Here is a 16,785-nt window from a genome sequence, read left to right as displayed (position 1 = left end):
TGCCCGTGCGACCACGTCGCAGTGGCGGGGAAGGGATCGAGGCTGATGCCGGAACCAGCCGGTACCACGGTAGAGAGGAACCGCACGATGGAGACATCTGAGCTGGAGAGCAAGGTCCAGAAGCTGGAGACGGGTCTGGCCGTGCAGGAAGCGGCCATGGCCGGAGCCCAGGCAACGCAGGCCGCGGCCCAGGCGGGGATGACCTCGACCTTCGCCGCCACGCAGAGCGGGACATGGGCGGTGATGACCGCGGGCAGCGCCGCCCTGATCATCGGAATCTTCCTCGGAATCGCCATCGCCAAGGACTGACGGCCCGCTCCCGCCCTACCGAGAACACCGTCCCCCGTCGGATCTATGGTCCGGCGGGGGCGCTCGCTACGAAGGGCCGGCTGGTGCCTGCAAGGACCAACAAGTCTGCCTCGTGCGATCAACGTTTCCCCCGGGGGCGAGGGAGGTGACCGCGGCGGTCCAGATCACCCGTCGGCGGTCACACGTCACGGCTACCCCTGCCGCCCGTGGCCACTGTCTTGCCAGGTTGCCGAGCGGTGTCAGGAGTCGTAATGGTCGCGGCTGCCAGACTTGGCCAGTCCGCGGCTGATCATGTACCCGATGGTCAGGAGCACGATGTACAGCCAGGCCTGGTCGGCCCGGAAGTAGTCGGCATGGTCGTCCTCGGTGCCCACGACCATCGAGGCAATCAGCACAGCGATGACGCAGGCGATGTAGGCGAAGAACTCGGTCGTTTTCAGGGCCGACTTCGTCTCGGTCGCCAGGCGGCGGGTCCTTGTACCGGCAGGGTCGGCGCCGGTGCGGTGTCCAGGGGAGTCGGCCGGGTTCGCAGTAGCCATGGCACGCATCCATTCCTCTGTGCGAAACAACGTCCTATACAAGTAAAGCCCTCATATGGCCTGATAGCACATGGAGCAGTAACCGGCCGGTAGATCTGCAGTCGGGATCCGGCATCAGCCGTTCGCCACAAACCCGACAGTTCCTGTCGCGGAGCGGAGCGCTGCCCCCACCCCAGAGCTGAAAGTTCCCACCCATTCGGATTTGATTGCAGCATCGCGTGACGCGACTGCGGTCACGAGCAAGGGGGAACGGCTTGTTCACATTCGGTGTGCTGGCCCTGATGCTGGTCATCGTGGCCATCGTCTGGGCCGTCCTCGGAGTGCACGGTCTGCTTCTCGGCCGCATGGCCACTGGCTGCAGCAACGAGTGCGGCATCCGAGGGTCTGGGGAGCGGGCGCCCTACTGATGCTGGTCAGCTGGAACGCGCACTCACCATCACTCCTCGCCGTGGGAATCGGCCTCGTCGTGCTGGGGCATGTCATGAAGCCCAGGTGATGAATCCGCGCTGGCCGGGAATCTCCAGAAGTTGAACGACACGCGTTCCTCGAACCGTGCTATCCCGTCCGGTGTCTTCGCCAGAGAGGAGCGCCCGAGACTCCAGCCGCGACGACCAGGCGTCGGCTGACGACCTCGTACACGCTAAGCATTCAGGCGCGCCAGAGGTGCCCGCCGTCGAGGGACGAGGCTGGCTCTACTGATCCCATGGATCTCTGGAGCGAGTCGGCTGGCGGGTGGTCGAAGCAGCGTGCCCGCCATCCATCCGGCTGGCCGTATCGACCCGCGCGTCTGCACGTCGAGATCCGAGGGGTTGTTCACTGCTCCTGCCCGGCTCGCCAGACCGCACCTAGTACTGCAACGGCGTTTGGCGTGACTGGTGGCCAGGTTGGTCGTTGGGCTGATTATGGGTGGGGTACTTGGTGATGTGAGGGTGTGGGCGGCAGGTCTGGGTGAGGTGCATGAGCGGTTCGTGCACCGGTTTGCCCGGTCGGAGCCGCGGGAGTCGGCGCTGGCGTATATGCGGGGGCTCATAGCGCCGTTGGAGCGAAAGAACGGCTGGACGCTCGCAGAGGAGGCTGGGCATGGCAGCCCTGACCGGATGCACCGGCTGCTGAACCGATGTGACTGGGACGCCGATGAGGTCCTGGACGACGTGCGTGACTACGTGGTCGAGCAACTGGGTGACCCCGGTGCGGTGCTGATCGTGGACGACACGGGCTTCCTGAAGAAGGGGGTCCGCTCGGCCGGGGTCCAGCGCCAATACTCGGGAACGGCGGGACGGACAGAAAACTGCCAGGTGGGCGTCTTCCTCGCCTATGCCGGCGAACGCGGCCGCACGTTGATCGACCGGCGTCTGTATCTGCCCACATCATGGACCGATGACCGGCAACGCTGCCGGGCCGCGGGCATCGAGGACGCGGTCGCCTTCGAGACGAAGGTGGCCATCGCCAAGACGATGGTCCGCCGGGCGATCACGGAGAAGATCCCGTTCCGGTGGGTGACGGCGGACGCCGCCTACGGTTTCAGCAAGGGCTGGCGGACCGAGCTCGAGCGGGCTGACGTCTTCCACGTCATGGCCACCACCCGGCACGACACGGTCGTGACCCGCTGGGCCATGGATCATCCCGTCCATGACCTGTTTCCCGGGCTGCCGAGGCAGAAGTGGAAGCGTCGTTCCTGCGGCAACGGAGCCCACGGGCCACGCGTCTACGACTGGGCCAGGGTCGAGGTCCGGCCCTGGCACCGTGAGGACCGTCGGCATTGGGTCATCGCTCGCCGCAGCGTGAGCCGGCCCGATCAGATCTCGTACTACATCGCCTACTGCCCAGCCGACACAACTCTCGACGAGCTGATCCATGTCGCGGGCAGTCGGTGGGCGGTCGAGGAATGCTTCCAGACCGCGAAGCAGGAGTGCGGCCTGGACGACTACCAGGTCCGCCGCTACCCCGGCTGGCACCGCCACATCACCCTCGCCATGGCCGTCCACGCCTGCCTCACCGTCCTGCGGGCCCGCGCACTCGACACGGAGAAAGCAGAAACGGATCCTCCCAGCTCATCGCCCTGACCCTCCCCGAAATCCGGCGCCTGACCACCCGCCTGGCCCGGCCCCACGCCCACCTCACCGACCACGTCCTGCACTGGTCACACTGGCGCCGCCGACGACAATTCCAAGCCCGCATCAGCCACTACAAACGACGCGGCCACACACCACCCGAAACTGCCCAACCATCAGAACAAAGACCGTTGCAGTACTAGCCTGTCCACACGGGCTGGTCGCTATTCCGGAGCACGACCCGAGCACGTGTTCCGGGACCTGCCGACTGCCGGACTCAGCGACCCCGACGCCGACGCCGGTAGTAGGCCACCGTGACTACCGCGAGCAGCGGCCCCCAGGCCAGTAGTGGCAGATAGCAGGCGGTCATCAGCCAGTAGTGGCCGCCGTCGGGGGATCCGGCGGCGCCCATGTTGTCCGCGTCGTTCCAGCCGAACGCACCGGTGAGCGTGATGAGGGTGACGAGCACCGCACCGAGCGAGGCAGGGATTACCGCAGCCGATACGGGTATTCTCCGGCCGCCCAGCACCGGTACCCAGCGCGGGAGTTCCTCGCCCCATCTGTGGACCAGCCCCAGGGTGAGCAGCCCGAGCGCCTCGGCGAACAGGCTGAGTCCGATCAGATAGGGGGACCCTTCGCCTGGGAAGTTCTCCGGGCGAAGATCCTCGTCGGTGAATCCGGAGTCCCAGCCCAGGGCGATGGCGATACGCCACAGCCCGGACGGCACCAGGGTCAGTGCGGCTGCGTGCGCCGCCAGGCGGACGGAACGGGAGACCTGCGGAGCGGCCGGTACGGGCGTCCCGGCGGCAAGAGCGTCAGCCACGGGGGATCGCCGCCCCGGGCTGTGCGGGAGACTTGGTGATCTCGGCGTGGAACACCTTGAAGCCACCCTTGATCACGGTCGTGAATGGTGCGGCGGCCATGCACGTACCGGACTGTGGCCGTAAGAGCCGGCCGTTCTCGTCCACGTGCTCGGGGTCGACGTTCACCACACCCCAGGAGAAGCCGAGCCGGTCCGGCTCGTCCTTGGCGCCCTGCTGGACGCTGATGCCCAGCCGGGCGCCGATGTCCTCGACGTTCGACTTGGTCACGACTGCGGTCAGGGTCGCCATCCGGCCGCTGGTGACCAGGCAGTCCACCCGGGCCTCCGCCCACCCCGTGGCTCCGCCCTGGGGGGTGTGGGAGAACGTCAGCGTGCCCCGGGCGTCCGTGGGCAGTCCATGAGGGAGCTGGGGGAACAACGGCCGGGTGAACGGCGTCTGTTCGGCGTGGATGGTGAAGCGGATGTCGTCGTTGATCGACTCGATGTAGGAGATTCGCGCTTCCCCATGGACGCTCGCGGTCTTCGTCACCTTCTTCTCGACGGACGCAGCCGGGGCTGCAGGAGCGGGCCCGGCAGCGACCAGCCCTGCGAGGACGGCGATGGCTGCCGTAGCGCCGACTGTGGTGTTGCGCATGATGAACTCCCGTGTGTGGAGAAGTATGTGTCGCCGTGGTCGGTTGAACGGCTCAAGCTTCGCCCTACCGCAGCCGCGATCCCATCCGCCGATCGGCACAAAGACCGCGCGGCCGCCCGGCTTTCCTATGCCGTTCGGCAGAGAGCCCTGCCGGATCGCCAGCCCGTACGCTGACCACCGTGTGGGAATCAACCGGCCCGGCCGTCAAGGTGCTGGGCGCTCTGCCGTCGCTCGCGGCCGCAAGCACGCTGGTGTGGGCCGTTGCCCGCTCCCGTGCCGCAGTTCGTCAGCGGCTCGGCCGCCTCGCCCGCCCGGCCACGGCCTGCGCGGCCCTTTCCCTGATCACCAGCTTCGCCGTACCGACGGCCGGTGCCTACGCCGGTTGGAAGCTGGCGGAGAGCGCCGTCCTCCTGCTCCTCCTGGCCGCGATCACCCGCTGGTCACCACGGAGCGAACTCAAGTCGGCCCTCCCGCTGACCGCCCTCGCAGTGACCCTCTGGCCCCTGCCGCTGGTCACAGGTGAGTCGTTCCTGGAGGCCATCGGGATTGCCACCTTCTGGCTGATACCCGTAGTCGCCGCGGTGGTTGCCGGCGCCTACCCCCGCCGCCAGGAACTCCGTCGCCGGCGTGCCGTGGCCGAGGCCCGCAGCGCCCAGCGCCTGCACCTCTCCCGTGACCTGCACGACTTCGTCGCCCATGACATCAGCGGGATCATCGTCCAGGCCCAAGCGGCCCGCTTCGTGGCCGCCGCCGACCCCTCCCACGCGGTGCTCGCCCTGGAACGCATCGAGAAGGCAGGCCTGAGCGCCCTGGCCGCGATGGACCGGACCATACAGATGCTGCACGGTCCGGAGACACCCACCACTGAGCCGCTCCCCGATGTGTCCCAACTACGCTCCTTGGTAGAGAACTTCACCTCCGCGGGAGCCACCGAGGCACATCTGGACATATCCCCCCGAGCCACGGAGGCGCTCTCCCGTGAGGCGGGTGCCGCCGCGTACCGCATCGTCGTCGAGGCGCTGACCAACATTCGCCGACACGCCCCCGACGCCCCCCACGCCACCATCACACTCACCCCCACTGCCACCACCGTGGAGATCCGGGTCACCAACGACCGCGGCGCCCGCCCCGCCGCGATCCGCCACCGCGCCTCCCGAGGCGGCCTCGGCCTCCCCGCCCTCACCGAACACGCCCAGGCCCTCGGCGGAACCCTCTCGGCGGGTCCGCACGGCAACGGTGGCTGGCAGCTCACCGCCGTCCTGCCGGTCACGCTCCCGAAAGAGACACCATGACGACGCCCGCCGCCCCGACCCGCATCCTCATCGCCGACGACCAGGACGACATCCGCAGCGGATTCCGCCTGATCCTCGGCTCCCAGCCCGACATGACCGTGGTCGGCGAGGCCGCAGACGGCCTCACCGCCGTCCACCTCGCCCGCACCCTGAGCCCGGACCTGATCCTCGCCGACATCCGCATGCCGGGCCTGGACGGCCTCGAACTCACCCGGCGCCTCGCCGGCCCCGACGTACCCAACCCGATGCGTGTCCTTGTCGTCACCACCTTCGACCACGACGACTACGTACGCACGGCACTGCACGACGGCGCATGCGGGTTCCTGCTCAAGCGCTCGGGCCCCGGGCTGCTGATCGAGGGGGTCAGAGCGGCGATGGCCGGGGACATCCTCATCAGCCCCCAGATCACGGTCCGCCTGCTCCAGACCCTTGCCCCTGCCCCCACCCCCGCGGCAAACACGACTCCGTCGCCTCTCACCGCCCGAGAGCAGGAGATCGCCCGTCTGGTCGCCGAGGGCCTCACCAATGCCGAGATCGGCGAGAAACTCTTCATCTCAGCGGGCACAGCCAAGACCCACATCGCGAACGTCCAGGCGAAGCTGAAGGCCCGCAACCGAGTGGGCATCGCCGCCTGGGCCTGGGAAAGCGGTCTGGCCGGCCCAGTCCAACAGAAATAGGGCGCATGCCCGTGCCTGGGCATTCGTGGTCCCGCTGCTGGGCGTCCTGATCGGCGCGTGCGCCGTGACAGCCCTGGCCGCCCAGAGCAACGCGCTGCGTGAGCACTTCCGCCGCACGCTGGCCTGGATCACGGCCACCGCCGCCCTCTGGAGCGGGCGAGCCACCCCGGCCGCAGGACTTCGCCTGTGCTGGCGGGCGCAGCCGTCCTGATGGACCTGACCGGTACCTGGCTCGCCCACCCCTTGCCCGGCCGCTCCCTCCGCAGCCGGAAGTTGGAGTTCGACGCGGAGCATATGGTCGAACACATCAGGCTGTCGCTCGCCGATCCAATCGTCGCGGCCGCAGCCGTCGCCAGCATCGTCCGGCTGGTCCGGCTGGTCCGGCTGGTCCGGCTGGTCCGGCTGGTCCGGCTGGTCCGGCAGCGTCCTGCAGCGTCCTGCACGCACTCGACGTCGCAGGACTGGTGGGGCGAGCGTTCACTACGACGATGGGTAGCTCTGCGTTGCCCGCGCGTGCTCCCGAACCTGGCTCCGGGAGCACGATGGCGCCGTCAGGCTGTTGTCGCCGCGCCATGTTGAGCGGAGATTCACCCAGACGCTCGCGTGGCTGAGCGGCTCGTAACGGCGCTGCGCCGGTATGACAGTGAACGACAGCAGGTGGCCGCGGGCGCTCGATATGCCCAGGCTGCATTTCTTATATGTAACGGGAGCCCTGAGTGACTGCATCGACCACTGAGCCGCCGACTCTGGTGCCCGTCGAGGGCCGGCGGCGGGGCGGTGTCGTCGTCACGTGGATGACTACGACGGATCACAAGAAGATTGGGCACCTGTACCTGGGCGCGTCGTTCTTCTTCTTCATGATCGGCGGCTTGATGGCTTTGCTGCTGCGCGCAGAGCTGGCCCGCCCCGGTATTCAAATCATCTCCAACGAGCAGTACAACCAGACGTTCACGATGCACGGCACGATCATGCTGCTGCTCTTCGCGACCCCCACTTTCGCCGGATTCGCCAATGCCATCATGCCGCTGCAGATCGGTTCGCCCGACGTGGCGTTCCCCCGGCTGAACATGCTGTCGTTCTGGCTGTTCCTCTTCGGCGGCCTGATCGTTCTCGGAAGCCTGCTGACACCACAAGGCGCAGCCGACTTCGGCTGGACCGCCTACACCCCGCTCAGCGGCGGCGAGCGCACCCCTTATGTCGGCGGTGACATGTGGGTGATGGGCTTGGCGCTGACCGGTTTCGGCACGATTCTGGGTGCGGTCAACTTCATCACGACGATCATCTGCATGCGCGCACCCGGCATGACCATGTTCCGGATGCCGATCTTCACCTGGAACATTCTCCTGACGTCCGTGCTGGTGCTCCTGGCCTTCCCCATGCTGGCCGCGGCCCTGCTGGTCCTGGAGGCGGATCGGCGTTTCGGCGCGCAGGTGTTCAATCCCGAGAACGGTGGCGCACTTCTGTGGCAGCACCTGTTCTGGTTCTTCGGCCATCCCGAGGTGTACATCATCGCGTTGCCGTTCTTCGGGATCGTCACGGAGATCCTTCCGGTGTTCTCCCGCAAACCTGTTTTCGGCTACATCGGGCTGGTGGCGGCTACGATCGCCATCGCGGGCCTTTCGGCCACCGTGTGGGCGCATCACATGTTCGCCACGGGCGCGGTGCTCCTGCCGTTCTTCTCCTTCATGACCTTCCTCATTGCCGTTCCGACCGGCGTGAAGTTCTTCAACTGGATCGGAACGATGTGGAAGGGGTCGCTGTCTTTCGAGACGCCGATGCTGTGGTCGATCGGATTCCTCGTCACCTTTCTCTTCGGTGGACTGACCGGAATCATTCTGGCCTCGCCCCCCATGGACTTCCATGTCACCGACAGCTACTTCGTGGTGGCCCACTTCCACTACGTGGTCTTCGGTACCGTGGTCTTCGCCATGTTCGCCGGGTTCCATTTCTGGTGGCCGAAGATGACCGGAACGATGCTTGACGAACGACTCGGGAAGATGCACTTTTGGACTCTGTTCGTCGGCTTCCACACCACCTTCCTCGTCCAGCACTGGCTGGGGGCCGAGGGCATGCCTCGCCGGTATGCCGACTACCTCGCGGCCGACGGTTTCACCGCCCTGAACACCCTCAGCTCCATCGGCGCCTTCCTGCTGGGCGCCTCGACGCTGCCGTTCTTGTACAACGTGTGGAAGACCGCGAAGACGGGCAAGCGCATCGATGTCGACGATCCCTGGGGATTCGGCCGTTCGCTGGAGTGGGCAACCTCCTGCCCCCCGCCGAGGCACAATTTCCTCACGCTCCCCAAGATCCGCTCCGAGTCCCCCGCCTTCGAGCTCCACCACCCGGGAATCACCCAACTCGACGAGGCCAAAACAGCAGGGCGGCGAGACGTCTTCGAGCCAGGTGAAGGAACCGCTCACCCGCTCGGTAAGAACCGGGACGACAGATGAGCCCCACCGTCTCCGTACCGCCGGACCCTGCCGCAGGCATCCGCGAACTCGAGCGTTTCCTCGCGTCAGAGGCGCAACGCGCCCGGGCCCGGCAGGCAGCGGAGGCCTTCGCCTACCGCATGCCTCACCTCTCCCCCGCTGAACACCGGCAACTGGTGCACCTCCACACCCGGGAGCAACTCGCCAACTCCCAGCATCTCCAAGCCGTACTGGCGCGTCAGCGTGCCACCCAGGAGGCACGCGAGGCGCTCCGCCGCCGATGCACCACCGTCGCGAGCCTGATCGGCATAGCCTCTGCGTGTTTTGCGCTGTTCGCTTTCCATGCCTTCGTTACTCACTGAACACGGCACCAGCGCGACGCTTGACGACCTCGTGCACGGTTGGCGTGACTCGGGTCGTGCGTGGTCGTTGAGCTGTTCGTGGTGGGGACTGCGGCTCGCGGGTTGATCATGTCTGAGCATGCGCTTTCGGCGCCCGTGCTTGCTGATCCGGTGGTGGAGTTGGGGCTGGTGTGGCAGGCCGGGCGGAATGCCGAACTCCTTGCCCGGCCGCGTCGGCGGGCGGTCGGTGCCGGCGCGAAGTACAGGCTGCTCTTCGTCGATCGCTTGCTGGCTGCGCTGGTTCATCTGCGGCACGGTTTGACGCACGACGTGCCGGCCTGCTGGTTCCAGGTGGACTGCTCCACAATCACCAGGGGGTCGGCGAGACCCGGCCCCCGCTGGACGATCGCGGCTGCCGCATCAGTTCGGGACTGAGACTGCGTACGCTCGCCGATGTCATCGCCCACCTCGGAGCAACCGGCCAGACCGCACTCATGAACGCCACCGGCATCCGCGTCCGCAGACCCTCGGCCCACCGCGGCGGACGCAGCCGCTGCATCTCCGGCAAGAGCCGCATCAACGCGATGAAGGCCCGGGTCATCACGGATCCGCACGGCCCCTTGTTGTTCTGCGGCGAGGTCTGGGCGGGTTCCGTCGCCGACATCACCCAAGCACGCGACGCCGGCCTCACCGATCTCCTCGCCGACTCGATGGACCTGCAGATCCTGGCAGACGCCGGCTACCAAGGGCTGGGCGCGCAGACTTGCGGCCAGGTCGTCACACCAATCCATGTCGCCAGCGGCGACGCCGTCCGCTGGAGGACCGGTTCGGGACCCCTCGTCCTGCCTACTGCTTGCGCAACAGCGCGCAGACGAAGTTCTCCTCCACGGTCCGCAGCCGCTCCAGCAGTTCCGGCTTGTTCGTCTTGTTGACCTGGGTGGTGAGGGAGACGGTCAGCGACCGTTCGCCGTCCGGGGTGGCTGCGACCAGCTGCGTGTAGCCGGGGAAATTGCCCGTGTGGCCGTACACCACGCCGCAGCGGGTGGTGTACCGGAAGATGGCCAGACCGGCTTTGTTCTTGCCGGGACCCGCGGGTTCGGATGCGCCGTTCACCCAGTTCAGCTGCTGATGGCGTGTCCGGTCGGAGATCAGCCGTCCGCCGGCGTAACCGCGGATGAAGGCCGTCATGTCCTTCGGCGTCGAGATGATCCCGCCCGATGCCCACACGCCCGACGCACTCAGTACCTCGCTGATGTCCTCGGGCGGGTTCGGCGGGGTGACGTCGTAGCCGTGCATGTACGGCTCGGGCACCCGGTAGCCCTGCGGCAGGCTGGTGCTGCGCAGATCCAGCGGGCGGTACACGAGCTGGGCGAGCAGATCTTCGTAGCGGCAGCCTGTCACCACCTCCGCCATCAGCGCAACGGCGATGTTGTCGGAGTTGGAGTAGGCGTACCGGGCCCCCGGACGGAACACCAACGGCTCGTCGGCCACGAAGTCCAGCAGTCGGCGGGAGTCGAAGTGGCGGCGCGGGTTCTCGGTCAGCAGGGCCAGGAACTGCGGGTCCGCGGTGTAGTCCGGCAGTCCGCTGGTGTGGTTCAGGAGCTGCCGCAGGGTAACCCGATGCCATGCACGCGGCAGCCGGGGAAGCACCTTGCCGATGGTGTCGTTCAGGCGCAGCTTCCCGCGGTCGACGAGCTGGAGGGAGACCGCGCCGCTGTACGCCTTGGCCGTACTGGCGATGCGCATGTGGTCGGTGACCTCGATCGGACGGTCGGTGCCGGTCTCGGCAACGCCGGCCCGGTAGACCTGGGTGCGGGACTCGCGCTTGAGGACGGCAATCGCTCCGGGCGGTCCGCCGGGAGCGGTGGTCAGTTCCTGCAACTGCCGTCGCAGTGCGCGGTGGTCGTCGGCGGGGACATCCGCGGCTTGGGTCGGGGCATGCACCAGCCCGGCCATGCAGGCAGCGGCCAGCAGAGCGACAAGGGGCAGGCGGCGGACCTGCGGGGAGCTGGGAACTAGCACGAAAGGACTCCTGGAAGTGAGCGCGATGGGACGTCCAGCTTCACCCGTAGGTCAGGAACCTGCGCGCGGCTCTGCTCCAACCGGCCGAGAGCGGTACGCGGGGGACTCCGAGGCCCGCGCAGAGCTTCGCTTCCCTGATGCCGTACCCGCGGCTCCGCGTTCACTGCCGCCCCGACCACCTGCGCAAGCCCCCGCGTCGCCGAAGTTCTTACGGGAACCCGCCGGGCACCGAGTGCCGGCCACGTGCACGACACCACGTGGATCACGTGGATCACGTGGTCCGCGCTCCTGTCCGCCAACGGACAGTAGACCGACCGCTCGGCATGCGATGCACGCCAGGTAGCGGCGATGACATCTACGGGGCCCGCAAGGGGCGAAGTATCGGCACCGGTGACGGGCAGCCAGCGTTTCCAGCGGTTCAGGTGCCCGGGCCTTGGGCCGGTCCCCGGTCGCCGCCCTGAACCGGGGAGTCGCGGTGGCGATGCGCGACGGCCGAAAGGCCGGACCGGCCCTCCTCGACGAGCTGGCCGGCGAACCCCATCTGCGCGCCTACCCCCCTTACGTGACGGCCCGGGCTGATCTGCTGCACCGCCTCGGCCGCCGTACGAAGCCGCGACGGACCAGGAGACGCTCGGCCTGCGAACACGGAGCCTGAACGCGCCCAGGTGCTGGGAAAGCTGTCCGAAGTCGATCGGCAGACGACGGGCGGCTGACGGCTGACGGCCCGCCCGGTCCGGGAGAGCGCCCCTCGTACCTGATGTCACGTCAGGACCCGTAGGGGCAGGGCGTCAAGTCCGAAATCCCCGGGCCCTGTCACCGGCTTCACGCGAAGATCTACAGGCCCTTCTCGGGCGCAACCCTGCCGCAGAAACGATTCCTCGGAGAGCCCATGCGCCGCGCCCACCTATTCTCCGCCGCTGTCCTCCTGCTCTGCACCGCCTGCTCCGGCGGTCCGGACCGCGACTCGGGGGAGAGGGCGAAGGAGGCCGTGGATCACGGGGCGGCCGTGCGCGCAGCGATCGAGAGGACGAACGCGGACAGCGCCCGCGTGGACGAGAAGATCGAGCTGCAGTCCGCCGACAGCCCCACGACGTACGTGTTCGCGATCGCTGGCGCCTTCGACCTGGCGGGTGACAGGGGCCGACTCACGGTGGAGCTCGAGGACAGCGGCATGAACCCCGTCGGGGAGGTCTTCGTCGGCGACACCGTCTATGTGCGGGGCTCGCGGGCGGTGGACGAGGGCAAGTGGGCCTCGGCCGTCCGGAGCGAGGCCCTGACCCGCTATTTCCTTCGGGCGCCGCTCAACGACCCCGAGCACTTGCTCCGCCAACTGAAGGCGATGCGGCAGGTGTCGAACGAGGGCAAGGAGCAGGTGAACGACGCCCCCGCGGTGCACTACCGGGGCACGATCGACCACGCGACCGCGACGCTCCGGATGACGAGGGAGACGAAACAGGGGCTGGACGACCTGCGCGAGAAGCTGGGGGACGACGTGCCCGTCTACGCGGACGTGTGGGTCGACGGGAAGGGGCGCGCAGTCCAGGCCCGGCTGTCCTTTTTCGGCGGTATGAAGGCCATGACGACGATGACGCTGTCGGACTTCGGGACGCCGGTGAAGGCCGAGGCGCCCTCCGCCAGGCTGGTCGTCCCCGTGACGGCGGGCGAGGACGTCCTGCTGGCCTGAGCGGGTGTGGCCCGGCGCGGGGGGCCACCCTGGGCGACGGTCGGACTGAAGGGGTCGGCGACGGGGACGACACCGCCGGCCTGCTGTGGGCACTCAACGACGTGGTGAGCCGACTCGTCGATACCGAGCAGTTCGACGCAGTGGTCCCCTACGCCCGTGAACTGGTCGATGATCCACGGAGGTTGCCGGCCAGGAGGCAGCCGAGTGGCGGCGCAGCATGACGAGTGTGCTCTACATGCAGCTCAACATGGTGCAGGAGTCGTCCGACCAGCCCTACATCCTCAAGGAGATGGCAGTTCGCGGAGCTGTGTGACGGGCTCGGCGAAGTTCTCGACGATGAACTGCTCAGGAGCTTCGGAAAGAGACTCATCGACCTGATCATCCTGTTCACGGAGAACGACCCAGCCTCAGACCTCCGTGGACCTTGCGGAGGTGGCGTTCCGCCTGCCCAGCACCCTGTCCAGGCACGCGCCCGAGGGCGGGGAGCAGGGCTTCCATACGGAGCCTGGTGACGCTCGGGGAGTGTAATCAGCTCGCCGAGTCGGATGGGTGACGCCGTCGTCGTGCTCGTCCGGGGCATCGAATCGGCCCAGCGCCTGGGGAGCGAGGGCATCGAGTCGAGCGCAGGCTACGGGGCTGGCCGCCTCTGCCGACCCGCGGGCAGCAGAGGCCGCGTGGAACCAGGCGGTGCAGGGAGTAGCGTTCCCCGAATTCCACTTCGACAGGAGGGCGAGAAGTAGCGGCAGTGAAGCCGCCGGTCAGGGCTTCGGTTGTCTGGCGGCGGCGGGCCTTGAACTTTCTCTGCACCAACTCGAAGGGTGCCGAGTGTCTGCGTGAGAGGTCAGGCCGGGGTGCGCAGCCCTGCCAGGAGCCGGTCGAGCGCTTGCTCCACGGCCTGCGGGTCCCCGCCCCGCGCGATCCAGAGTGCGGCCTCGTTCATCGCTCCCGAGAGCAGCCGGGCCAGGGGCTCCACCGGCTGCTCGGCGATGATCCCGGCTGCGACGAGCGCTGCCAGGGCATCCGTGAGGTGCCGGGCGGAGGACTCCTCGTCCAGGGTCCGCCACTCGTCCCAGCCCAATACGGTCGGGGCGTCGACGAGCAGAATTTGTCGCACAGCCGGATCGGTGCCCGCGGCCAGGAAGGCACGGCAGCCGGCTCGGAGCTGCTCCCAGAGGTCCTCATGCCGCTCGGCTGCGGTCGCGACCCGCTCGCCCAGTTCCCGCTGAACCTCGGAGACGACGGCCCGGAAGAGCCCCGCTTTGCTGTCGAAGTGGTGGTAGGCGGCTCCCTTGGTGACCCCGGTGGCCCGCGCCACCTCGGCCAGCACCACGTGGTGGTACCCGTCGGCGGCGAACCGCCGCTGTCCTTCGGCCAGCAGCGCCTGCCGCGTGGCCGCCCGCTGCTCCGCCCGGTTGACCGCCATCGCGCCCGCACCGCCCTTTCCATTTCGCGTACCGGGGGTATGCTAACGCCACGATTCACATACCCGGGGTATGTGAAATAGATCCGAAGGACCTCTGTCATGACGAACGAACCCACGACCATGCCCACGACCAAGCTCGTCGGCTTCTACCCGGTGCTCGCCACCCGGGACGTGGCCGCCTCCCGCGACTTCTACACCCGCCACCTCGGGTTCGAGGTGACCTTCGAGGCGGACTGGTACGTCAGCCTGCGCCGCCCCGACGCCCCCCAGTACGAGCTGGCCCTCCTGGACCACGCGCACCCGACCGTCCCCGAAGGCCACCGGGACGCACTCCGGGGCGGCTTGCTGCTGAACTTCGAGGTGGACGACGTGGACTCCGAGCACCAACGACTCATAGTGAAGACCGGCCTGCCCGAGGTACTACCGCTGCGTACGGAGGAGTTCGGCCAGCGCCACTTCATTGTCGCCGCCCCCGACGGCGTGCTGATCGACGTCATCACCGTCGTCCCGCCCAGCGAGGAGTACGCCGCCCAGTACACCGACGCCTGATACCTGGTCATGAATCAGGGGCCGGACAGGGACCAGACCAAATCGCAGCCCCAGGGCCCTCCCCCTGTGCGGCGGTAGGGCGGAGACTCGGCGTGCCGACATGCTCCAGCAGATAGTGCAGTCGCCAGGCCAGCTTCCGGCATTCGGCCTGTAGCGCTGCCCGAGCCCTTTGGTCACGATGCCTTCTACTCCCTGGACCTCGGTCCCGGAGGCCAGCCAGTCCTGCGCGACGGCCGGGTCGTTTCGTCATCGGGCACAGCGTCCACGGCGGCGTCAGCCGGTGCTCGGAGAACAGCCCCTCCAAGATGGTGCGCCGATGTTCGTCCGAGCCGTGTGAGCGGGGACAAAGCCATCACCACCGGGGACAGCATCATGCATGCGGCCGTCACCAGGAGGCTGGTGCGCAGCCCCCACTCCTCAGCGAGGAGTCCGGCGACCAGGGAGCCGAGCGGGGCCATCCCCATGCCGACAAACGTGATCGTCGCGGCCGCGCGGCCGTGCATCCCGTCCGGAGTCACGGCCTGCCGCACCGCCATGACCGTGACATTCACCAACTGACCAGCGGTCCCGAACACGAAGTTGATCGCCAGTAGCGCGGAAACCGTCACCGCGGAGGAGCCGTGCAGCGCGGGCACAAACAGGAACACGCCGTCGCCGAGCGCCGCCGCGGACACGAGCACCGTGCCGTAACCGAACCGGCTCGGCAGGCGAGCGGCCAGCAGCGAGCCCAGCAGCGCGCCGGGCCCCATCGCCGCAAGCGCCAGCCCGACGGTGGTGCCGGACAAGTGCAGTTCCCGCGGCAGGAAGAGCAGATAGACGGTCATCACGGCCGCGAAGGAGAACTGGAAGGCAGCCGAGGCGAGGCACACGGTCCGCAGCAAGATATCGCTGACGACGAAGCGGAGGCCCTCATGGATCCGTCGCCATACCCGAAGGGGACGTTCCGAGTGTTCCGGGGCCGCTTCGGTCCGACGGATCCGCCGGATCGACAGGAACGACAGCGCGAAGAACACCGCGCTGGAGGCACCAGCGATCGGCGCCGACAGCAGTGACACCAACGCACCGCCGAGGGCGGGCCCGCCGATCTGCGCCGCGGACCGGCTGCCTTCGAGCGCGCTGTTGCCCCGCAGCAACTGATCGCGTTTCACCAGCCTTACGAGAGACGCCTGATAGGCCACGTCGAAGAACAGGGACAGCGCTCCGACGGCGAAGGCGACCACGAGCAGCGCGGGCAGACCGAACCAACCGAGGAGACCGGCCACGGCGGCGGCACCCAGAATCAGGGTCCGGCCGGCGTCCGCCACCACCATCACCGTGCGGGTCCGCCACCGGTCCACCCACGCGCCGACGAAGAGCGAGAGCAACAGGAGCGGCGCCTGCCCGACCGCGCGGAGGACGCCCAACTCGCCGGCGTCGGCGTTGAGCGTCAGGACGGCGAAGAGCGGGAGAACGATCAGAGTGGTGTGTTCTCCGAGTTGGGAGGCCGTCTGACCCACCCAGAGTCTGCGGAAGTCACGATCCCGCCACAGACTTGGCGGAACAGATCGACTGGAACCGGGTACAGCGGAGGAAGTGGACGGCACGAAGATCCCTTGGATTGCCGACGATGAGGCCCATCACCCGGCACACACCAGATGCGCCTGCGATTCAGGCGGGGGAAGGCTCGCTGTGCCGCATCAACAAGGGCAGCACGCGATGACAGGCCGATCACGGCCTACAACGTCAACGCGCGCTCGGACGACCGACCATGTCTGCAACTCCTCATGGGTCAACTCGCTGCACCCGGACCCTAGCGCTCGGTGGCTCAACGCGAAAGGCAATTCGGGTTCGGGACAGGCGGTCAGACCCCGTTCCGCCCCGGCGGAACCTCCCACAGCCCTGGATGAGGCACTCTTACGGCTCTCCCAGCGCACTCTGGCGTACAGATCGACCTGAGATACCGAACGTTGAGACAACCCGCAGGTCACATAGGGCCATCGAGGACCATGCCTACGTGGTGGCCGCCCTGACTG

20 protein-coding genes are annotated in these 16,785 nt (G+C 67.8%); 13 read left to right on the top strand and 7 right to left on the bottom strand.

Translation table 11 applies throughout. The features are described 5' to 3' along the window. The first annotated feature begins 87 nt into the window (after positions 1–87). The gene (locus ACFWSK_RS18055) at positions 88–309 is read left to right on the top strand and encodes a hypothetical protein (RefSeq protein WP_383786799.1); all 222 of its coding nucleotides are present in this window, start codon (positions 88–90) and stop codon (positions 307–309) included. A gap of 239 nt (positions 310–548) precedes the next feature. Here the strand turns inward: ACFWSK_RS18055 and ACFWSK_RS18050 are convergent, their stop codons facing one another. Then, positions 549–848 (bottom strand): hypothetical protein, encoded by a 300-nt coding sequence (locus ACFWSK_RS18050; RefSeq protein WP_383786796.1) that lies wholly within the window; start codon positions 846–848, stop codon positions 549–551. A 254-nt stretch (positions 849–1,102) separates the two neighbouring features. Between ACFWSK_RS18050 and ACFWSK_RS18045 the strand changes: the two genes are divergently transcribed. Both ACFWSK_RS18045 and ACFWSK_RS18040 read left to right on the top strand, forming a co-directional pair. Continuing rightward, positions 1,103–1,255: a hypothetical protein gene (locus tag ACFWSK_RS18045; RefSeq protein WP_383786793.1), complete on the top strand. Its 153-nt coding sequence runs from the start codon at positions 1,103–1,105 to the stop codon at positions 1,253–1,255. A gap of 495 nt (positions 1,256–1,750) precedes the next feature. Next, complete coding sequence (locus tag ACFWSK_RS18040; protein ID WP_383786791.1) at positions 1,751–2,911, top strand: IS701 family transposase; 1,161 nt, start codon at positions 1,751–1,753, stop codon at positions 2,909–2,911. Between the two features lie 265 nt (positions 2,912–3,176). On the opposite strand, the gene ACFWSK_RS18035 is transcribed toward ACFWSK_RS18040, so the two are convergent. After that, the gene (locus ACFWSK_RS18035; protein ID WP_383786788.1) at positions 3,177–3,722 is read right to left on the bottom strand and encodes a hypothetical protein; all 546 of its coding nucleotides are present in this window, start codon (positions 3,720–3,722) and stop codon (positions 3,177–3,179) included. After that, complete coding sequence (locus ACFWSK_RS18030) at positions 3,715–4,356, bottom strand: hypothetical protein (protein WP_383786785.1); 642 nt, start codon at positions 4,354–4,356, stop codon at positions 3,715–3,717. Before ACFWSK_RS18030 ends, ACFWSK_RS18035 begins: the two co-directional genes overlap by 8 nt. A gap of 209 nt (positions 4,357–4,565) precedes the next feature. On the opposite strand from ACFWSK_RS18030, the gene ACFWSK_RS18025 reads away from it, so the two are divergent. The 5 genes from ACFWSK_RS18025 to ctaD all read left to right on the top strand — a co-directional run bounded on the left by ACFWSK_RS18025 (position 4,566) and on the right by ctaD (position 8,775). Continuing rightward, positions 4,566–5,648 carry a sensor histidine kinase gene (locus ACFWSK_RS18025; protein WP_383786885.1) on the top strand — a complete coding sequence of 361 codons (1,083 nt, stop codon included), beginning with the start codon at positions 4,566–4,568 and terminating at the stop codon, positions 5,646–5,648. After that, on the top strand, positions 5,645–6,325 hold the full coding sequence (locus tag ACFWSK_RS18020; RefSeq protein WP_383786782.1) for a response regulator: 681 nt from the start codon (positions 5,645–5,647) through the stop codon (positions 6,323–6,325). Before ACFWSK_RS18025 ends, ACFWSK_RS18020 begins: the two co-directional genes overlap by 4 nt. A gap of 25 nt (positions 6,326–6,350) precedes the next feature. After that, a complete protein-coding gene (locus ACFWSK_RS18015; protein ID WP_383786779.1) occupies positions 6,351–6,536 on the top strand; it encodes a hypothetical protein in 186 nt (61 codons plus the stop codon). Continuing rightward, a complete protein-coding gene (locus ACFWSK_RS18010) occupies positions 6,512–6,904 on the top strand; it encodes a hypothetical protein (RefSeq protein WP_383786777.1) in 393 nt (130 codons plus the stop codon). Before ACFWSK_RS18015 ends, ACFWSK_RS18010 begins: the two co-directional genes overlap by 25 nt. Positions 6,905–7,119: 215 nt before the next feature. Continuing rightward, complete coding sequence (gene ctaD / locus ACFWSK_RS18005; RefSeq protein ID WP_383786882.1) at positions 7,120–8,775, top strand: cytochrome c oxidase subunit I; 1,656 nt, start codon at positions 7,120–7,122, stop codon at positions 8,773–8,775. 65 nt (positions 8,776–8,840) lie between these two features. Here ctaD and ACFWSK_RS18000 read toward each other — a convergent pair whose 3' ends face one another. After that, the gene (locus tag ACFWSK_RS18000; protein ID WP_383786897.1) at positions 8,841–9,401 is read right to left on the bottom strand and encodes a hypothetical protein; all 561 of its coding nucleotides are present in this window, start codon (positions 9,399–9,401) and stop codon (positions 8,841–8,843) included. Between ACFWSK_RS18000 and ACFWSK_RS17995 the strand changes: the two genes are divergently transcribed. Then, positions 9,285–9,530: a transposase family protein gene (locus ACFWSK_RS17995; protein WP_383786879.1), complete on the top strand. Its 246-nt coding sequence runs from the start codon at positions 9,285–9,287 to the stop codon at positions 9,528–9,530. The genes ACFWSK_RS18000 and ACFWSK_RS17995 overlap by 117 nt on opposite strands. Before the next feature lie 59 nt (positions 9,531–9,589). Next, complete coding sequence (locus ACFWSK_RS17990; RefSeq protein ID WP_383786774.1) at positions 9,590–10,027, top strand: transposase family protein; 438 nt, start codon at positions 9,590–9,592, stop codon at positions 10,025–10,027. Here the strand turns inward: ACFWSK_RS17990 and ACFWSK_RS17985 are convergent. Beyond that, positions 9,942–11,051, bottom strand: coding sequence for a serine hydrolase domain-containing protein (locus ACFWSK_RS17985; protein ID WP_383786876.1), 1,110 nt, complete (start codon positions 11,049–11,051; stop codon positions 9,942–9,944). The genes ACFWSK_RS17990 and ACFWSK_RS17985 overlap by 86 nt on opposite strands. Before the next feature lie 547 nt (positions 11,052–11,598). On the opposite strand from ACFWSK_RS17985, the gene ACFWSK_RS17980 reads away from it, so the two are divergent. Together ACFWSK_RS17980 and ACFWSK_RS17975 are read left to right on the top strand one after the other, a co-directional pair. Then, positions 11,599–11,772: a hypothetical protein gene (locus ACFWSK_RS17980; protein WP_383786771.1), complete on the top strand. Its 174-nt coding sequence runs from the start codon at positions 11,599–11,601 to the stop codon at positions 11,770–11,772. Between the two features lie 234 nt (positions 11,773–12,006). Continuing rightward, positions 12,007–12,801: a hypothetical protein gene (locus ACFWSK_RS17975; protein WP_383786768.1), complete on the top strand. Its 795-nt coding sequence runs from the start codon at positions 12,007–12,009 to the stop codon at positions 12,799–12,801. Positions 12,802–13,642: 841 nt separating this feature from the next. Here the strand turns inward: ACFWSK_RS17975 and ACFWSK_RS17970 are convergent. Further along, the gene (locus ACFWSK_RS17970) at positions 13,643–14,224 is read right to left on the bottom strand and encodes a TetR/AcrR family transcriptional regulator (RefSeq protein ID WP_383786765.1); all 582 of its coding nucleotides are present in this window, start codon (positions 14,222–14,224) and stop codon (positions 13,643–13,645) included. Positions 14,225–14,323: 99 nt separating this feature from the next. Here ACFWSK_RS17970 and ACFWSK_RS17965 point away from each other — a divergent pair, with 99 nt between their 5' ends. Further along, positions 14,324–14,773 carry a VOC family protein gene (locus ACFWSK_RS17965; RefSeq protein ID WP_383786762.1) on the top strand — a complete coding sequence of 150 codons (450 nt, stop codon included), beginning with the start codon at positions 14,324–14,326 and terminating at the stop codon, positions 14,771–14,773. A gap of 185 nt (positions 14,774–14,958) precedes the next feature. Here ACFWSK_RS17965 and ACFWSK_RS17960 read toward each other — a convergent pair whose 3' ends face one another. Next, complete coding sequence (locus ACFWSK_RS17960; RefSeq protein WP_383786759.1) at positions 14,959–16,356, bottom strand: MFS transporter; 1,398 nt, start codon at positions 16,354–16,356, stop codon at positions 14,959–14,961. Positions 16,357–16,785: the final 429 nt, after the last annotated feature.

The organism is Streptomyces sp. NPDC058620, from assembly GCF_042717135.1.
Taxonomy (GTDB): domain Bacteria; phylum Actinomycetota; class Actinomycetes; order Streptomycetales; family Streptomycetaceae; genus Streptomyces.
The sequence above is the reverse complement of the archived record's forward strand: the minus strand, read 5'-3'. Positions and strand labels throughout refer to the sequence as shown.